Raw genomic sequence first — 15915 nt, forward strand, 5'->3', positions numbered from 1 at the left:
GCCGGACCGGCGGCCGGGTGCGGTGGAGGGGTGCCGTCCGTCGGTCCGGCGGGTGACGCGGGGGGTGTGCGTGCGGGTGCATGCGGTACGTGCGATGCGTGTGATGCGATGCGTGTGGATGGCGCCGGGTGGCGGCGCCGGGTGGGCGCGGGAAATGCCTGTGACGCAGGCGTCCGGAGCGTGGGCGAGATGGCCCACGGGAACAGCCGGACACCTTCAACGTATGGCACGCCGTGACAGCCTGCAAGGCACTGGGTGCCAAATTTTGCTCTCACTTGTCATCCGCATGGCACGCATGAGCAATCTGTACCGCCCGAAGCCCGCGTCGTATCACCGTGTGCGGTCAGGTGGGTGCGGGGAGTGCGTGCGGGTGCTCGGGGCGGGCCGCCGCGTCCGCCGATTCGGGTGCCCCGCTCAGGTGCCCGCTCGGGTGCTTTTGAGCGCCTGCTTGATGGTCCGCATGACCTCGTCGAGGGGCGCGTCCGTCCGGGCCACCGTCACCAGCACGTCGCCGCTCGTCCGCGCCGTGGCCGACGGCTGGGACGGCGCGCCGCCCAGGGCCCGGCCGGCCCCGGCCCCGGTGCCGAAGGTCTCGCGGACGATCGCGAACGCGTGGTCGAGCTGCGCTTCGAGGTCGCCCTCGCCGCCGGCCCGCAGCCAGCGGCGCAGCACGTGGTTGTGCGCCGTGACGACGGCGGACGCCGCCACCTCCGCCATCAGCGGGTCGTCGTTGCCGTCGGCGTGGTCCCGCTCGTCGAAGTGGCCCAGCAGGTAGCGCGTGAACAGCCGCTCGTAGCGGGCCACGGAGGCGATCTCGCGCTCGCGGAGCGTGGGCACCTCGCGGGTGAGGCGGTAGCGCTCCACGGACACGGCGGGGGAGGCCGCGTACATGCGCATGACCTCTTTGATGCCCCGGCAGACGGTGTCCAGCGGGTGCTCGTGGGCCGGCGCCGCGTTGAGCACCGCCTCCGCGCGTACGAGCGTGTCGTCGTGGTCCGGGAAGATCGCCTCTTCCTTCGAGCGGAAGTGCCGGAAGAACGTCCGGCGCGCGACACCGGCCGCGGCGGCGATCTCGTCGACCGTGGTCGCCTCGTACCCCTTGGTCGCGAAGAGCTCCATGGCCGCTGCCGCCAGCTCCCGCCGCATCTTCAGGCGTTGGGCGGCGGCGCGCACGCCCGCGGCGCTCTCGGGAGCGTCGGACCTGCTGCGCGTACGGGTGGACCTGGCGGGCTGGGACATGAGGTGAACGTACTGCATCGGCGCAGGAGGGCGCGCCCGTGGGGGCGAAGCGGGCGGCGGCGCGCCCGGTTCCGTCCCGCCCCGGGCGCGCCCGGTCCGGCGCCGTTCAGCGCCGCGTGTGCTCCCGGAAGCCGCGCCCCGTCTTGCGCCCCAGGCAGCCCGCGGCCACCAGCCGCTCCAGCAGCGACGCCGGGGCCAGCCCCGGGTCGCGGAACTCACGGTGCAGCCCGCGCTCGATGGCCAGCGACACATCGAGACCGACCACGTCGAGCAGTTCGAAGGGCCCCATCGGATAGCCGCCGCCCAGCTTCATCGCGGTGTCGATGTCGTCGGGTGTCGCGTAGTGCTGTTCGAGCATCTTCACCGCGTTGTTCAAGTAGGGGAAGAGCAGGGCGTTCACGATGAACCCGGCGCGGTCGCCGCAGTCGACCGGATGCTTGCGGACCGTGGCGCACACCTCGCGCGCCGTGGCGTGCACGTCGTCGGCGGTCAGGACCGTGCGCACCACCTCGACCAGTTTCATGGCCGGGGCCGGGTTGAAGAAGTGCATCCCGATGACGTCGGCGGGGCGCGAGGTCGCCCGGGCGCAGGCCACCACGGGGAGGGAGGACGTCGTCGTGGCCAGCACCGCGCCGGGCCGGCACACCTTGTCGAGCCGGGCGAAGAGCGCCCGTTTGACCTCCAGGTCCTCGGCCACGGCCTCGATGACCAGGTCCGCCTCGGCGAGCGCGTCGAGCGAGTCGGCCGGGAGGATACGGGACAGCGTCCCGTCCCGGGCCCCGGCGGTCAGCCGGCCCTTGGCGACGGAGCGGTTCAGGGACGAACCGATCCGGGCGGTGGCCGCCACCGCCTTCTCCGGCGTACGGGCCACCAGGACCACCTCGTACCCGGCTCCGGCGAAGACCTCGGCGATACCGCCCGCCATCGTGCCCGACCCCACGACGCCCACCGAGGCGACGGGCCTGCCCGGCACGGTGTCCGCCGCGGCAGTCGGCGTCCGGGCGTCCGGCACGGCCGTCCCGTTGCCCGGCGCCGCGTAGGTGTAGAAGCCGCGTCCGGACTTGCGGCCGGTCAGCCCGGCCTCGCTGAGCTGCCGCAGCACGGGCGCGGGCGCGTGCAGCCGGTCGTGGGTGGCCGCGTACATCGCCTCCAGCACGGTCCGGGCGGTGTCCAGACCGATCAGGTCGAGCAGCGTGAGCGGGCCCATCGGCAGCCCGCAGCCCAGCCGCATCGCGGCGTCGATGTCTTCCCGGGTGGCGTATCCGGCCTCGTACATCGCGGCCGCCTGGTTGAGATAGCCGAAGAGCAGACCGTCCGCGACGAAGCCGGGCCGGTCGCCCACCGCGACGGGCTCCTTGCCCAGCTGCCGGGCGAGCGCGGTGACGGCCGCGACGGCCCGGGGCGAGGTCAGGACGGAGGAGACCACCTCGACCAGCCTCATGGCCGGGGCCGGATTGAAGAAATGGAGCCCCAGCAGCCGTTCGGGGTGCGCCGAGTCGGCCGCGAGCCGGGTCACCGACAGCGCGTTGGTGCCGGTGGCCAGCACGGCCGCGGGGCTGACGATGCCGTCCAGCTCCCGGAAGACGCGCTGCTTGGTCTCGTAGGACTCGGGCACGACCTCGATCACCAACTCGGCGTCGGCGGCGGCCCGGAGGTCGGAGAAGGTGCGCAGTCGCGCGAGGACCGTACGCCGTTCCCCGGCGCCGAGCCGCCCGCGCTCCACGGCGCGTGAGGTGGCGGCCTCGATCGAGGCGACGGCACGCGCGGCGGCGGCGTCGCTGATGTCGATGCCGATGACCTCGTGACCGGCCCGGACGAGCACGTCGGCGATGCCGGTGCCCATGGTGCCGAGCCCGACGACGGCGATGGGGGAGAGCGGTGAGGGAGGGACTGGAGAGGCTGAAGGGGCAAGAGAGGCATGAGGGGTGGGAGAGGCGAGAGGGGCGTCCATGAGGACTCCTGAGGGGAGAGTGACGACTGGTGTCCCGGTGCCGGGTTGTGCGGGTGCGTGCCGTGCGGCCGGACGGTTCACCGGGAGCCGTACGCGTACCGGCGCGCGGTGGCGTGACCGCGCCCCGGGGTGTGAGTGGGGGCGCGCATGGCGGGAGAAAGAACGGCAGGCCCTGTCCCGTGGCCCGGCCGGTTGGAACCGACTGCTCTCACGACGGCTGCGTCACCAGGCCGCCGCGAGTCGCGGGTCGATGACCCGCTCATCTGAGGTTAACCCCCGAGTAACGAGCGCGCCAGACGGGGGAAGATGTGGGCTGGATCACTCGGTGCGCGGTGCGCGGTGCGCGGCGACGGCCCGGCCGGGGGCGCTGGGTGTGGTGGGGGCGGGCGGGGCGTACGCGCCGGTGATCTCTGGGCGGCGGATCGCTACCCTGGGGCCATGGATGAGGACTTACGTTCGCTCCTTGACCGGGTGCGGGACGAATCCGGGGGCTCGCTCGCCTACCAGCGGCTGGTCGGGGCCGAGGACCGGGACGAACTCGCAGCCGTCCTCACCGCGCGTGAACAGCCCCTCTGGGCCCGGGAACTCGCCGCCTTCCGGCTCGGCTGCGCCGGGGACCGCCGGGCGTTCGAGACGCTCGTGCTGCTGCTCAACCACCGCGACCCCGAACGCTGTGTCTCGGCCTCCTACGCCCTGGCCCGCCTCGGCGACCCCCGGACGCCCAGGGCCGCCGCCGCGCTGGCCACCAACACCCTGCGCACCGCCTACGCGATGCACCCCGTCCGGTTGCTCACCGAACTGCGCGCGCCCGAGTCCGTGCCCGCGCTGATCGCCACGCTCTCGGGGCTCCTGACGCCGGACGAGCCGCACTGGCGGGTGGCGCTGGCGTGCGTCGAGGGCCTGGGCCGCCTCGGGGACGCCCGGGCGCGTCCCGTACTCGAGGCCGCCCGCGACCTTCCCCGGCTCGCCACCGCCGCCGCGACCGCGCTGGGCCGGCTTCCGTAAGAGGCCGCGCGACCGGAAGGGTGGAGCGCAAGGACCCCTGCGCCCGGCGGGATCCGGGCGAAGGGCCCTGGGGCCGCGTCACAGCAGCGTCAACTGGGTGGCGCCCGACGCCGGTTCGCGGTCCGGGCCCGGCTCCGGCGGTGCGGTGATGCGCCGGGCCGCGCCCCGGCCGGCCGGGCCGATCCCGAACTCGGCCGCGAACTCGTGCACCTGGCGGGTGACCCGCCGCTGGTACCACGTCGGCGCGTACGCGCCGCCCGCGTACATCCGCTCGTACCGCGTCACCAGACGCGGATGGTGCTCCGCCAGCCACGTCATGAACCACTCGCGCGCCCCCGGCCGCAGGTGCAGGACGAGCGGGGTCACCGACCCGGCTCCGGCCGCGGCGATCTCCCGTACCGTCTCGCGCAGCTGGGCGGGGTCGTCGCTGAGGAAGGGGACGACCGGGGCCATCAGCACGCCGCAGCCGATCCCGCTGTCCGCCATGGCGCGTACGACGTCCAGGCGCCGCCGCGGTGACGGTGTGCCCGGCTCGACCGTGCGCCACAGGTCCTCGTCGACGAAGCCGACCGAGACCGAGACGCCCACGTCCGTGACGGCCGCGGCCTCCCGCAGCGACTCCAGGTCGCGCAGGATGAGCGTGCCCTTGGTGAGGATGGAGAAGGGGTTCGCCCGCTCGCGCAGGGCCGCGATGATCCCCGGCATCAGCCGGTACCGGCCCTCCGCCCGCTGGTAGCAGTCGACGTTCGTGCCCATCGCGATGTGCGCCCCCTGCCAGCGCGGGGACGCCAGTTGTCGGCGGACCAGCTCGGGCGCGTTGACCTTGACCACGATCTGGGAGTCGAAGCCCAGCCCCGTGTCGAGATCCAGATAGCTGTGCGTCTTGCGCGCGAAACAGTACACACAGGCGTGCGAGCAGCCGCGGTACGGATTCACCGTCCATTCGAACGGCATGCGGGACGCGCCCGGCACCCGGTTGATGATCGAACGTGCGCGGATCTCGTGAAAGGTGATGCCGCGGAATTCGGGGGTGTCGAAGGTGCGCCTGATCACCGCATCGGTGCCGAAGAGTGCATTCTCCCCGGCCGTCGAGGCGTTCTCGACCAGATTGTCCCAGCGCATGGGTGCCTCCTCGGTAGTGCTGCCCAAATAATAGAACAAACGTTCCCTTGATCGCTGCTACCTCGATTTGGCGGGTGTACCCGAGGGTGGTTGGGTGGCCGCAACTCACTGGAAAACCGAGTGCTGGAGGAAGAGAGCCATGGCGCAGGTAGAGGCCACGACGGAGCGGATCATCGCGGCGGACGCGGAGACGGTGTTCGACGTGCTGGCCGACTACGAGCACACCCGTGCGAAGCTGCTGCCGGCCCCCTTCAGCGAGTACGAGGTGCGCGAGGGCGGCGACGGCGAGGGCACTCTCGTGCACTGGAAGCTCCAGGCCACCAGCAAGCGTGTGCGTGACTGCCTGCTGGAGGTGACCGAGCCGAGCGACGGCCGGCTCGTGGAGAAGGACCGCAACTCCTCGATGGTCACCACCTGGACCGTCACTCCGGCCGGTGAGGGCCGTTCGAAGGCCGTCGTGACCACCGTCTGGAACGGCGCGGGCGGCATCGGCGGCTTCTTCGAGCGCACCTTCGCGCCCAAGGGGCTGGCGCGCATCTACGACCAGGTGCTCGCCAACCTCGCGGCCGAGACCGAGGGTGCGGCCGGGGGTGCGGCGGGCGCGGACCAGTAGCCCCCGCGCGGGGCGGGGCGGGGCACGCTGCCCGCCCGCGACCGTCACCGCACCGTCACCGCACCGCCACACCGCTCCCGACCGACGGACGCCGGCCGCCACCGGCGTCCGTCGGTCGGGCCCCGGCGCCGTCGGCCCGCCCCGCGTGGCCGTTGCCCGGTCGCCATTTCGAGTGTTTTCCCGGACCGGCCACCTCGGGGCCCGCGCTCGCGGCCCCGTCCGCCCCTCCGTCCGTCACGCTCTCCGTCACGCCGTCCGGCCAGTCGGCCACCGTACCGGCACGAGCCACGGTGATCATGGCGGGCCATCCGCCGGTCGCCACCGTGCTCCGCGGGGCGGGGGCGCGCGTACGGGGCGCTACCTTCGGCTGGGGGACGAAGACTGACTGATTTCCAGTCAACTGTTGACCCGGCCACGGTGGTGCGCGGGCGTGCTACTGATTGGTTCATTGCCCGGCGCGACGCGCGCGGCGGGCCTTACCGTGGAGGGCGGAGCCGCGCACACCTGCGGCAGGGAAGGAGCCTTCCACGCATGGACCGTGGTAATCCGTCCGGGCGGCCACAGCGGCTCGGCGCGGCCGGCCGGATCCCGCTCGCCGTGATCGTCGTGGACGGCGACGGCCTCGTGTCGCACTGGTCGACGGGCGCACGACGGCTTTTCGGCCATTCCCGGGACGAGGCCGTCGGGCAGCCTGCGAGCGATCTGATGCCGGTGGCCGGGGCACTCGCGCGGAACGAACAGGGCGTGGCGCACGGGACGTACGACGCCGATGGCGAGCTGGGGCCCGGGCTGCGCCTCCGCGGCCTCTATCCGACCTCGGGCCGCGCGAAGCTCTCCGGGCCGGGGCCGGGCGGGCTCGACGTGCTCTGGTGGGCCTATCCGCTGGTCGGACCGGGTCCCGGGCGCCATCTGTTACTCGCGGCGGACGCGGCCCGGTTCCGCGCGGACAGCGGGACACCGTACGACCAGGAGGCGCACGGGAACCGCGACGCGGGCGGGAACCGCGAGGGCGGCGCACGTGGCGACATCCCGCGGGTCAGCCCCGGCTTCGCCCTGCACACCGAGTTCCCGGACTCCGACGCGCTGGCCCGGCGCCTGCCGGACATCCTGCCGAACATGGGCCCCGCCGAGTCCGGCCGCATCATCGCGCAGGTTCTCGAACTCGGTTACCCGGTACTGGAGTTCAGTCACCAGGAACGCGTTCCCGTCACCCCCGACTGGGGCGTGCCCCGGCGCGCGCAGGGGTGGGCGGGAGCAGGTGGACCACGCTCCGGGACGGTGCCGACCGACACGGCCCCGGGCCGGTTACGGCGGACGGCCGCTCCCCCTCCTCAGCTCGACCTGGAGTACGCGGAGGTGCGTGAGCGGCTGGAGTTCCTCAACGAGGTGAGCGGCCGGATCGGTTCGTCGCTCGACCTGGCGACCACCATCCGCGAGGTCACCAGCGCCGCGGTGCCCCGCTTCACCGACTTCGCCGGCACTCACCTGCGCGCCGCCGTGCTCGCGGGGGAGGGATTCCCGGACGGCCCGCCCGATGTGACCACCGTCTGGCACCGGGTGTGGGTGGAGCACAACGACGAGCCGGGGCGGTGGGACGACACGGTCCCGGTCGGCGAGGCCATCGCCTTCCCCGAGCACACCCCGTTCTTCCAGTGCATGGTCACCGGGGAGCCGGTTCTGATCCCGCGTATCGGCGAGGAGATGGGCAACCGGATCTCGGGCGAGTTCGAGAAGCGGGACCTGCGCCCGCTCATCAACCACCGCTCCATGCTGCTCGTGCCGCTGAAGGCGCGCGATGTGGTGCTCGGCTTCATGGTGCTGATGCGCCGGCCCGACCGGGAGCCGTTCGACGACATGGACCGCACGACCGGGGCGGAACTCGCGGCGCGGGCCGGCCTCGTCCTCGACAACGCCCGCATGTACACCCACCAGGAGAACGTCGCGGAGACGCTCCAGGACAGCATGCTGCCGCGGGTCGGTCCGCGGATGGCCGGCTGCGACATCGCCACCCGCTACCTGCCGGGCGCGCGGCTGGGCCGGGTGGGCGGCGACTGGTTCGACGCCGTCAAGCTGCCCGGCTCGCGCACCGCTCTGGTCGTCGGCGACGTGATGGGCCACGGCCTCAAGTCGGCAGCGATGATGGGCCAGTTGAGGACCGCCGTGCGGACCATGGCGACCATGGAGATGCCGCCCGCGCAACTACTGCGCAACCTGGACGACGTGGCGCAGCGGCTCGGGGAGACCTACCTGGCGACCTGTCTCTACGCCGTCTACGATCCGATCAGGTCGGAGCTCCAGATCGCCAACGCGGGGCACATCCCGCCCGTGCTCGTCCGGGCCGAGGACGGCGGCGCCGACGTACTCGACCTGCCGACCGGGGCGCCCATAGGCGTGGGCGGCGTGGCCTTCGAGACGGCTACCGTACGGGTGGGGCCGGGCGACCGGCTGGTGCTGTGCACCGACGGTCTGGTCGAGGTGCGCGGCGCGGACATCGGGGACGGCCTGGCGGCGCTGTGCGCGTCCGCCGCGCACCCGGCGGCCTCCATGGACGACGCCTGCGACGCCATCATCCGCGCGCTGAACACGCGGGACGGACGCAAGGACGACGTGGCCCTGCTGATGGCGCGGCTCAACGGCATCCCCGGCGCGGACGTGGCCGAGTTCCAGCTGGAGCTGGACCCACGGGAGGTGGCGCGGGCCCGGCGGCTGGTGCGCGGGCAGCTGTCCGCGTGGGGGCTGCCCGGCGCCGCCGAGTCGGCCGAGCTGATGGTCAGCGAGCTGGTCACCAACGCCATGAACCACGCCCGCTCCCACCGGGTGGGGCTGCGTCTGGTCCGTACGGACGCGCTGCTGTGCGAGGTCCTCGACGACGAGCCGGCCCCGGCGGCCCTGCTGGACGCGGGGGCGGAGGACGAGTTCGGCCGTGGGCTGCGGGTGGTGAGCAGCCTGGCCCGGGAGTGGGGCAGCAGCAGTTCGGCCCGGGGGAAGACGGTCTGGTTCGAACAGGCCCTGACGCGGACGCCGACGCGGCCCGGTGGGCTGCGGACGGGCTGAGGGGTCCTCGCCCTGTGGAGAGGTCGGTCCGGCGCGGCGAGGTCGTGGTGACACGTGCCGAGAAGCGGCTCTCCCGTGGTGACGCGCGGCGGGACGCGACTTCCCTGTGGTGATCCGATGAATTCCGTGTCCCTTCCCTTGTCCCGGACCCGCGCGGACGGTAGTCCAGTCCCTCGAAAACGCGCTGGACGCCGGGCCGACCTGGGGAGACGTATACGTATGCACGTGTCAGAGCGTTACCGCGAGGCGTGGGAGGGGTATTGGCGGGGCACCTCCGGCACCCAGGGGGCGGCGATATGGGACGTCGACCCCTCGCTCGCCGCCGCCCCCCACTGCGCCCTGCTGTTGCCGTACGCCGATGCCTCGCTGCCAGTGGTGGACCTGGGCTGCGGCAACGGCACCCAGACCCGCTACCTGGCCACGCGGTTCGCCCGCGCGACCGGTGTGGACCTCTCGCACGCGGCGATCGCGCACGCGCGGCACGCGGATCGGGCCGGCCGCGCGGAGTTCGAACAGCTCGACCTGGTGGACCGCGCCGCGGTACGGGAGCTGGGCGGCCGGCTCGGGGACAGCAACGTCTATATGCGGGCGGTGATCCACCAGAGCGAACCCCAGGACCGGCCCCAGGTCGCCGCGGCCGTGGCGGAACTGCTCGGCGAGCGCGGCCGGGCCTTCGTCGCGGAGCTGACCTCCGCGGCCAAGGACGTGCTGCGGCAGGCGGCGCGGCGGCCGGGCGGGCCGCCCGAGAAGCTGCGGCGGGTCTTCGAGCACGGGCTCAAGCCGGGCGGCGCCGAGGACGAGGAGACGCCCGCGCTGCTGCGCGCGGCGGGCCTGACCATCCTGGCGGACGGCGACACCGGCCTCGCCCAGACGGAGCGGATGCCGGACGGGACCCTGCTCGAACTGCCGGCGCGGTGGTACGTCCTCGCCCGCGCGTAGCGGCCGTCCGTACGGGGGCCGGACGCGTGCCGTCTCCTCGCCGCCGGGGCATGCCGGGGGCTCCTCGCCGGGGAGACGGTCACTCGTGACCGGGCCGGAGGTCCGGGCGTACGCGGGTCGGCGGGCCGGGACCCCGCCGGTCGGACGGCCGGGGCCGTTCACCTCCGGCGGCCCGGGGGCTTCGTCCTGCCGCACTCGGCCATGGAGCACGCGGACGTGGTCGCGGCCGCCACCGCGGTGTGCCGCGGTCGCTTCGACCGGCGGGTTGTCGGTGCCGCCCCGCATACTGATGCCAGGAGATCACTGCTGACCGGACGGGCCGGGTGCGCCCCGGTGGTCCGGGGCCGAGTGGAGGAAGGGAGCGGGCCGGTGAAGATCCTCATCAGCGCCGACATGGAGGGCGCCACGGGCGTGACCTGGCCGGCCGACGTGCTGCCCGGCACGCCCCAATGGGAGCGGTGCCGGGCCATGTTCACCTCGGATGTGAACGCGGCCGTGCTGGGCTTCCTGGACGGCGGCGCGGACGAGGTGCTCATCAACGAGGCCCACTGGTCGATGCGCAATCTGCTGCTGGAGCGGCTGGACGAGCGCGCGCAGATGCTGACCGGCCGTCACAAGCCGCTCTCCATGGTCGAGGGGGTCCAGCACGGCGACGTGGACGGCGTCGCCTTCATCGGATACCACACGGGCGCCGGTACGGAGGGCGTCCTCGCGCACACGTACCTCGCCAACGCCCTCACCGGCGTCTGGCTGAACGGCGCGCGCGCGAGCGAGGGCCTGCTCAACGCGCACGTGGTCGCCGAGTTCGGCGTCCCCGTGGTGCTGGTCACCGGTGACGACCTGACCTGCCGGGACGCCGAGGGCTACGCGCCGGACGCCCGCAAGGTCGCCGTGAAGGACCATGTCTCGCGGTACGCGGCGGTCTGCCGTACCCCCGCCCGCACCGCCGCCGACATCCGTGCCGCGGCGAAGGAGGCGGCGGCGCTGGCCCGGCGCGGCGAACCGGCCGAAGGGGGGCCCTTCACCATGGAGATGGAGTTCGACGCCGCCCACCTCTCCGACGTCTCCACGGTCGTCCCCGGCGTGGAGCCCAGTGGTGAGCGGCGGGTCAGGTACACCAGCGGGACGATGTATGAGGCCATTCGCACCTTCAAAGCCGTGACGACGATCGTCTCGTCGGCGATGGAAGAGCAGTATGGGTGACATGAGCTCCATGAACAGCAGCGACGCGAACGGTGCGGCAGGTGCGGTCGAGGTTCCCGAGGCCACTGAGGTTGACCAGGCATCCGCCTCCGGCTCCGCCCAAGCCTGCGGCTCCGCCCAAGCCTGCGGCTCCGCCCAAGCCTCCGCCACCGGCGACGCGTTGGACGCGCGTGCGCTGGACGAGGTCGTCACCTTCACCTCCGACCTGATCCGTGTCGACACCACCAACCGGGGGAGCGGCGACTGCCGCGAGCGCCCGGCCGCCGAATACGTCGCGGAGCGGCTGGCCGAGGCGGGCCTCGAGCCCGTCCTCCTGGAGCGCACGCCCGGCCGGACCAATGTGGTGGCCCGGATCGAGGGCACCGACCCGGCCGCCGACGCGCTGCTGGTCCACGGGCATCTCGACGTGGTCCCCGCCGAGCCCGCCGACTGGACCGTGCACCCGTTCTCCGGCGAGGTCAGGGACGGTGTCGTCTGGGGCCGGGGCGCGGTCGACATGAAGAACATGGACGCGATGGTGCTGTCCGTCGTCCGCGCCTGGGCCAGGGCCGGGATCCGGCCGCGCCGGGACATCGTCCTCGCCTACACCGCCGACGAGGAGGCGAGCGCCGCCGACGGCGCGGGCTTCCTGGCCGACCGGCATCCCGGCCTGTTCGAGGGCTGCACGGAAGGCATCAGCGAATCCGGGGCGTACACCTTCCACGCCGGCTCCGGACTGACGCTCTATCCGATCGGCGCCGGGGAGCGCGGCACCGCCTGGCTCAGGCTGACCGCCGAGGGCAGGGCCGGCCACGGCTCCAAGGTGAACGACGCCAACGCGGTCAGCAGGCTCGCCGCCGCCATCACCAGGATCGCCGACCACCACTGGCCGGTCCGGCTCACCCCGACCGTGCGGGCCGCCCTGGTGGAGATCGCCGCGCTGCACGGCATAGAGGCGGACCTCGACGGCATGGACGCCGAGGGCTTCGACGTGGACGGCCTGCTGGGCAAGCTCGGCCGGGCGGCCGAGCTGATCGCGCCGACGGTGCGCAACAGCGCCAACCCGACCGTCCTGGAAGCCGGTTACAAGGTCAATGTGATCCCGGGCCGGGCCACCGCCTACGTCGACGGCCGGACGGTGCCGGGCGGCGAGGAGGAGTTCCGCACCACGCTGGACCGGCTGACCGGGCCGGACGTAGCCTGGGAGTTCCACCACCGGGAGGTCGGGCTCCAGGCGCCGGTCGACTCCCCGACCTTCGCCAAGCTGCGCGCGGCCGTCGAGCGCTTCGACCCGGCCGGACACGCCGTGCCGTTCTGCATGTCGGGCGGCACGGACGCCAAGCAGTTCTCCCGGCTCGGCATCACCGGCTACGGCTTCTCCCCGCTCCGACTGCCGCCCGGATTCGACTACCAGGCGCTGTTCCACGGCGTGGACGAGCGCGTACCCGTCGAGGCGCTGCGTTTCGGGGCGCGCGTCCTCGACCACTATCTGAAGACGGCCTGACCGCCTAAGCTCGCGTCCGCCCGTCGGCCGATCGAGGATTGAGGAGCGTCGCCATGCTGACCACGGGGGGATACGGCACGTGGCCGTCACCGATCGACGCCACGCTCGCCGCGTCGCGCGACGGCCGGCCCGAGTACGTCGGGACGGTCGGTGAGGAAGTGTGGTGGACGGCGCCGCGGCCCGCCGAGGCGGGGCGGCGCGCGCTCGTCCGGCTGCGGGCCGACGGCCACGAGGAGTCGGTGCTGCCGCCGCCGTGGAACGTCCGCAGCCGGGTGATCGAGTACGGCGGCACGCCCTGGGCGGGCGCCGAGCGGGCCGCGGGCGGGCCGCTCCTCGTCTTCGTGGACTTCGCCGACCAGCGGCTGTACGTGTACGAGCCGGACGGAACGGCTCCGCCCCGGCCGCTCACGCCCCTCTCCTCGACCGGCGGCGGACTGCGCTGGGCCGACCCCCGGATCCACCTGGACCGGGGCGAGGTCTGGTGCGTGCTGGAGGAGTTCACCGGTGAGGGGCCGACGGACGTCCGGCGGGTGATCGCGGCCGTACCGCTGGACGGTTCGGCCGCCGAGGACCGTACGGCGGTGACGGAACTGTCCGACGACCGGCACCGCTTCGTCACGGGGCCCCGGCTCTCGCCCGACGGACGGCACGTCGCCTGGATCGCCTGGGATCACCCGCGGATGCCGTGGGACGGCACGGTGGTGATGCTCGGTGAGGTGCCGGACCGGGCCGGCGGGCCGGGTACCGAGGAACCGGCCCGCGCGGGCGGCGCGAGCGGGCCGCGCAGTGCGCCGTTCACGGACGTCAGGCCGGTCGTCGGGGACACCGACGAATCGGTCGCCCAGGTCGAGTGGGCACCCGACGGATCGCTCCTCTTCGTCTCGGACCTCAGCGGCTGGTGGGAGGTTCAGCGCGTCCGTCTCGACGACCTGGCTCCCGGAGTCGTCCGCGGCACCGCCCTCCGCCCCGGCCGGAGCGAGGAGTTCGGCGGGCCGCTGTGGAAGATCGGCCTCCAGTGGTTCCAGCCGCTGGCGAACGGGCTGATCGCCGTCATCCACGGCAAGGGCACCACCGCGCTCGGCGTGCTCGACCCCGCCACCGGCGAACTGGTGGACGCCGAGGGGCCGTGGACCGAATGGGCCGCCACCCTCGCCGTGCGCGGCGACAGGGTCATCGGGGTGGCGGCGAGCCCGCGCAGCGGGTACGAGGTGGTGGAGTTCGACGCGGCGACCGCCACCGGCACCGACGCCGGGACCGCCACCGCCACCGGCGTCGGCACCGGAACCGACGCGGAAGCCGACGCCGAAACGGCTGCCCGCACGGGCCGGGTCCGGGTGATCGGCTCGGCGCACCGGGACGCGGTGGATCCCGCGTACTACTCCGAGCCCCACAGCCGTACGTTCGACGGACCGGACGGCCGCGAGATCCACGCCCACATCCACCCCCCGCACCACCCCGGCCACCGCGCACCGGAAGGCGAGCTGCCGCCCTACGTGGTGTGGGCGCACGGCGGTCCCACCGGCCACGCCCCGCTCGTCCTCGATCTGGAGATCGCCTACTTCACCTCGCGGGGCATCGGTGTCGCCGAGGTCAACTACGGCGGCTCCACCGGCTACGGGCGTGCCTACCGCAACCGGCTGCGCGGCCAGTGGGGCGTCGTGGACGTCGAGGACTGCGCGGCCGTCGCGCGGGCCCTGGCGGCCGAGGGCACCGCGGACCCGGCCCGGCTCGCCGTGCGCGGCGGCAGCGCGGGCGGCTGGACGGCGGCGGCGTCCCTCACCACCACCGACGTCTACGCCTGCGGCACGATCATCTTCCCCATTCTCGACCTGCTGGGCTGGGCCACCGACGAGACGCACGACTTTGAATCCCGGTACCTGGAGTCGCTGGTCGGGCCGCTCGCCGAGGTGCCCGAGCGGTACCACGACCGCTCGCCGCTGTACCACGCCGACGACATCACGGCGCCCTTCCTGCTGTTGCAGGGCCTGGACGACGTGATCTGCCCGCCCGCGCAGTGCGAGCGGTTCCTGGCCCGGACGGCCGAAGGCGACGTGCCGCACGCGTACATCGCCTTCGAGGGGGAGGGACACGGCTTCCGCCGGGCGGACACGATGGTCCGCGCCCTGGAGGCCGAACTGTCCCTGTACGCACAGACGTTCGGCATCGAACGCACCGATGTCCCCCGGCTGGAACTGACGAAAGGCCGACGGTGACCGACCTGACCCGGCCACGGCCCCTGGTCCGGGCCCCGCGGCTGCGGCCGGGGGCCAAGGTCGCCGTCGTGGCCCCCAGCGGACCGGTCCCCGCCGACCGGCTCGCCACCGGCCTGGACATTCTGCGCGGCTGGGATCTCGACCCCGTGGTCGCCCCGCACGTCCTGGACACCCACCCCCGGCTCGGCCACCTCGCCGGGCGGGACGAGGACCGGGCGCTCGACCTCCAGGAGGCGTGGTGCGATCCGTCCGTCTCGGCCGTCCTGTGCGCCCGGGGAGGTTACGGCGCCCAGCGCCTGGTCGACCTCCTGGACTGGGACGCGATGCGGGCCGCCGGCCCCAAGGTCTTCGTCGGCTACAGCGACATCACCGCGCTGCACGAGGCGTTCGCCGTACGGATGGGACTGGCCACCCTGCACGGGCCGATGACCGCGACCGTCACCTTCCTCAAGGACGCCGCGACCCAGGACAGCCTGCGCGCCACGCTGTTCGAGCCCGAGTCGGTCCGGACCCTGGGCCTGCCCACGGCCCGTGGCCTGCTCCCCGGCCGGGCCAGGGGCGTCACGCTCGGCGGGTGCGTCAGCCTGCTCGCCGCCGACCTCGGCACACCGTACGCCCGCGCGTCGGCCGGCGGCGGGCTGCTGCTGATCGAGGACGTGGGGGAGGAGCCGTACCGCCTCGACCGGATCCTCACCCAGCTGCTGCGCTCCGGCTGGCTGTCGGGGGTGGCCGGGATCGCGCTCGGCTCCTGGGCGGAGTGCGGACCGTACGAGGAGGTCAGAACGGTGCTGCTGGACCGGCTCGGCGGGCTGGGCGTGCCGATCGTCGAAGAGCTGGGCTTCGGCCACGGACCGACGGCGCTGACGATGCCGCTGGGCGTCCCGGGAACGCTGGACGCGGCGAGCGCCACACTCACCCTGGACGAGCCCGCCCTGACCTGACGACCCCGCTCCTCGCGGCCGTCGTCGGCCGGAGTGGCCGCTCGCCGGTGTACGGGCACCTTCCTCGTCGGCGGGCTGCCGGCCCTCGGCGCCCGCGCGCTGCCGCCCCGCGGGCGACTGCTGCCCGGGCGGGCCACACGCGGCGGTCCGCT

Annotated in this window: 11 protein-coding genes; 8 read left to right on the forward strand and 3 right to left on the reverse strand. The window is 73.6% G+C overall.

What is annotated here, in order from left to right; genetic code table 11:
* Positions 1 to 414 precede the first annotated feature (414 nt).
* On the reverse strand, positions 415 to 1239 hold the full coding sequence (locus ACU6P3_RS28535) for a TetR family transcriptional regulator (protein WP_447194735.1): 825 nt from the start codon (positions 1237 to 1239) through the stop codon (positions 415 to 417).
* Between the two features lie 106 nt (positions 1240 to 1345).
* Complete coding sequence (locus ACU6P3_RS28540) at positions 1346 to 3190, reverse strand: 3-hydroxyacyl-CoA dehydrogenase family protein (protein ID WP_447194736.1); 1845 nt, start codon at positions 3188 to 3190, stop codon at positions 1346 to 1348.
* A gap of 438 nt (positions 3191 to 3628) precedes the next feature.
* Between ACU6P3_RS28540 and ACU6P3_RS28545 the strand changes: the two genes are divergently transcribed.
* Positions 3629 to 4195 (forward strand): adenylosuccinate lyase, encoded by a 567-nt coding sequence (locus ACU6P3_RS28545; protein ID WP_447194737.1) that lies wholly within the window; start codon positions 3629 to 3631, stop codon positions 4193 to 4195.
* A 78-nt stretch (positions 4196 to 4273) separates the two neighbouring features.
* On the opposite strand, the gene ACU6P3_RS28550 is transcribed toward ACU6P3_RS28545, so the two are convergent.
* Positions 4274 to 5317 (reverse strand): Rv2578c family radical SAM protein, encoded by a 1044-nt coding sequence (locus ACU6P3_RS28550; RefSeq protein WP_447194738.1) that lies wholly within the window; start codon positions 5315 to 5317, stop codon positions 4274 to 4276.
* A gap of 139 nt (positions 5318 to 5456) precedes the next feature.
* On the opposite strand from ACU6P3_RS28550, the gene ACU6P3_RS28555 reads away from it, so the two are divergent.
* From ACU6P3_RS28555 to ACU6P3_RS28585, 7 genes are all read left to right on the forward strand, one after another.
* Entirely contained in the window at positions 5457 to 5930 is a 474-nt protein-coding gene (locus ACU6P3_RS28555; protein WP_447194739.1) for an SRPBCC family protein, read from the forward strand.
* A 531-nt stretch (positions 5931 to 6461) separates the two neighbouring features.
* A complete protein-coding gene (locus ACU6P3_RS28560; protein WP_447194740.1) occupies positions 6462 to 8984 on the forward strand; it encodes an ATP-binding SpoIIE family protein phosphatase in 2523 nt (840 codons plus the stop codon).
* A gap of 219 nt (positions 8985 to 9203) precedes the next feature.
* Positions 9204 to 9923: a class I SAM-dependent methyltransferase gene (locus ACU6P3_RS28565; RefSeq protein ID WP_447194741.1), complete on the forward strand. Its 720-nt coding sequence runs from the start codon at positions 9204 to 9206 to the stop codon at positions 9921 to 9923.
* A 369-nt stretch (positions 9924 to 10292) separates the two neighbouring features.
* Entirely contained in the window at positions 10293 to 11126 is an 834-nt protein-coding gene (locus ACU6P3_RS28570) for a M55 family metallopeptidase (protein ID WP_447194742.1), read from the forward strand.
* A 1-nt stretch (position 11127) separates the two neighbouring features.
* The gene (locus tag ACU6P3_RS28575) at positions 11128 to 12609 is read left to right on the forward strand and encodes a M20/M25/M40 family metallo-hydrolase (RefSeq protein WP_447194743.1); all 1482 of its coding nucleotides are present in this window, start codon (positions 11128 to 11130) and stop codon (positions 12607 to 12609) included.
* A gap of 53 nt (positions 12610 to 12662) precedes the next feature.
* Positions 12663 to 14822: a S9 family peptidase gene (locus ACU6P3_RS28580; protein ID WP_447194744.1), complete on the forward strand. Its 2160-nt coding sequence runs from the start codon at positions 12663 to 12665 to the stop codon at positions 14820 to 14822.
* A gap of 5 nt (positions 14823 to 14827) precedes the next feature.
* The gene (locus tag ACU6P3_RS28585) at positions 14828 to 15763 is read left to right on the forward strand and encodes a S66 peptidase family protein (protein ID WP_447198103.1); all 936 of its coding nucleotides are present in this window, start codon (positions 14828 to 14830) and stop codon (positions 15761 to 15763) included.
* Positions 15764 to 15915: the final 152 nt, after the last annotated feature.

It is taken from the genome of Streptomyces hebeiensis, assembly GCF_052983195.1.

Bases quoted from the DNA above. Each gene is read 5' to 3' on its own strand.
- ACU6P3_RS28560 (WP_447194740.1), top strand. From the start codon at position 6,462: ATGGACCGTGGTAATCCGTCCGGGCGGCCACAGCGGCTCGGCGCGGCC.
- ACU6P3_RS28580 (WP_447194744.1), top strand. From the start codon at position 12,663: ATGCTGACCACGGGGGGATACGGCACGTGGCCGTCACCGATCGACGCC.
- ACU6P3_RS28550 (WP_447194738.1), bottom strand. From the start codon at position 5,317: ATGCGCTGGGACAATCTGGTCGAGAACGCCTCGACGGCCGGGGAGAAT.
- ACU6P3_RS28540 (WP_447194736.1), bottom strand. From the start codon at position 3,190: ATGGACGCCCCTCTCGCCTCTCCCACCCCTCATGCCTCTCTTGCCCCT.
- ACU6P3_RS28545 (WP_447194737.1), top strand. From the start codon at position 3,629: ATGGATGAGGACTTACGTTCGCTCCTTGACCGGGTGCGGGACGAATCC.
- ACU6P3_RS28565 (WP_447194741.1), top strand. From the start codon at position 9,204: ATGCACGTGTCAGAGCGTTACCGCGAGGCGTGGGAGGGGTATTGGCGG.
- ACU6P3_RS28575 (WP_447194743.1), top strand. From the start codon at position 11,128: ATGAGCTCCATGAACAGCAGCGACGCGAACGGTGCGGCAGGTGCGGTC.
- ACU6P3_RS28535 (WP_447194735.1), bottom strand. From the start codon at position 1,239: ATGTCCCAGCCCGCCAGGTCCACCCGTACGCGCAGCAGGTCCGACGCT.
- ACU6P3_RS28555 (WP_447194739.1), top strand. From the start codon at position 5,457: ATGGCGCAGGTAGAGGCCACGACGGAGCGGATCATCGCGGCGGACGCG.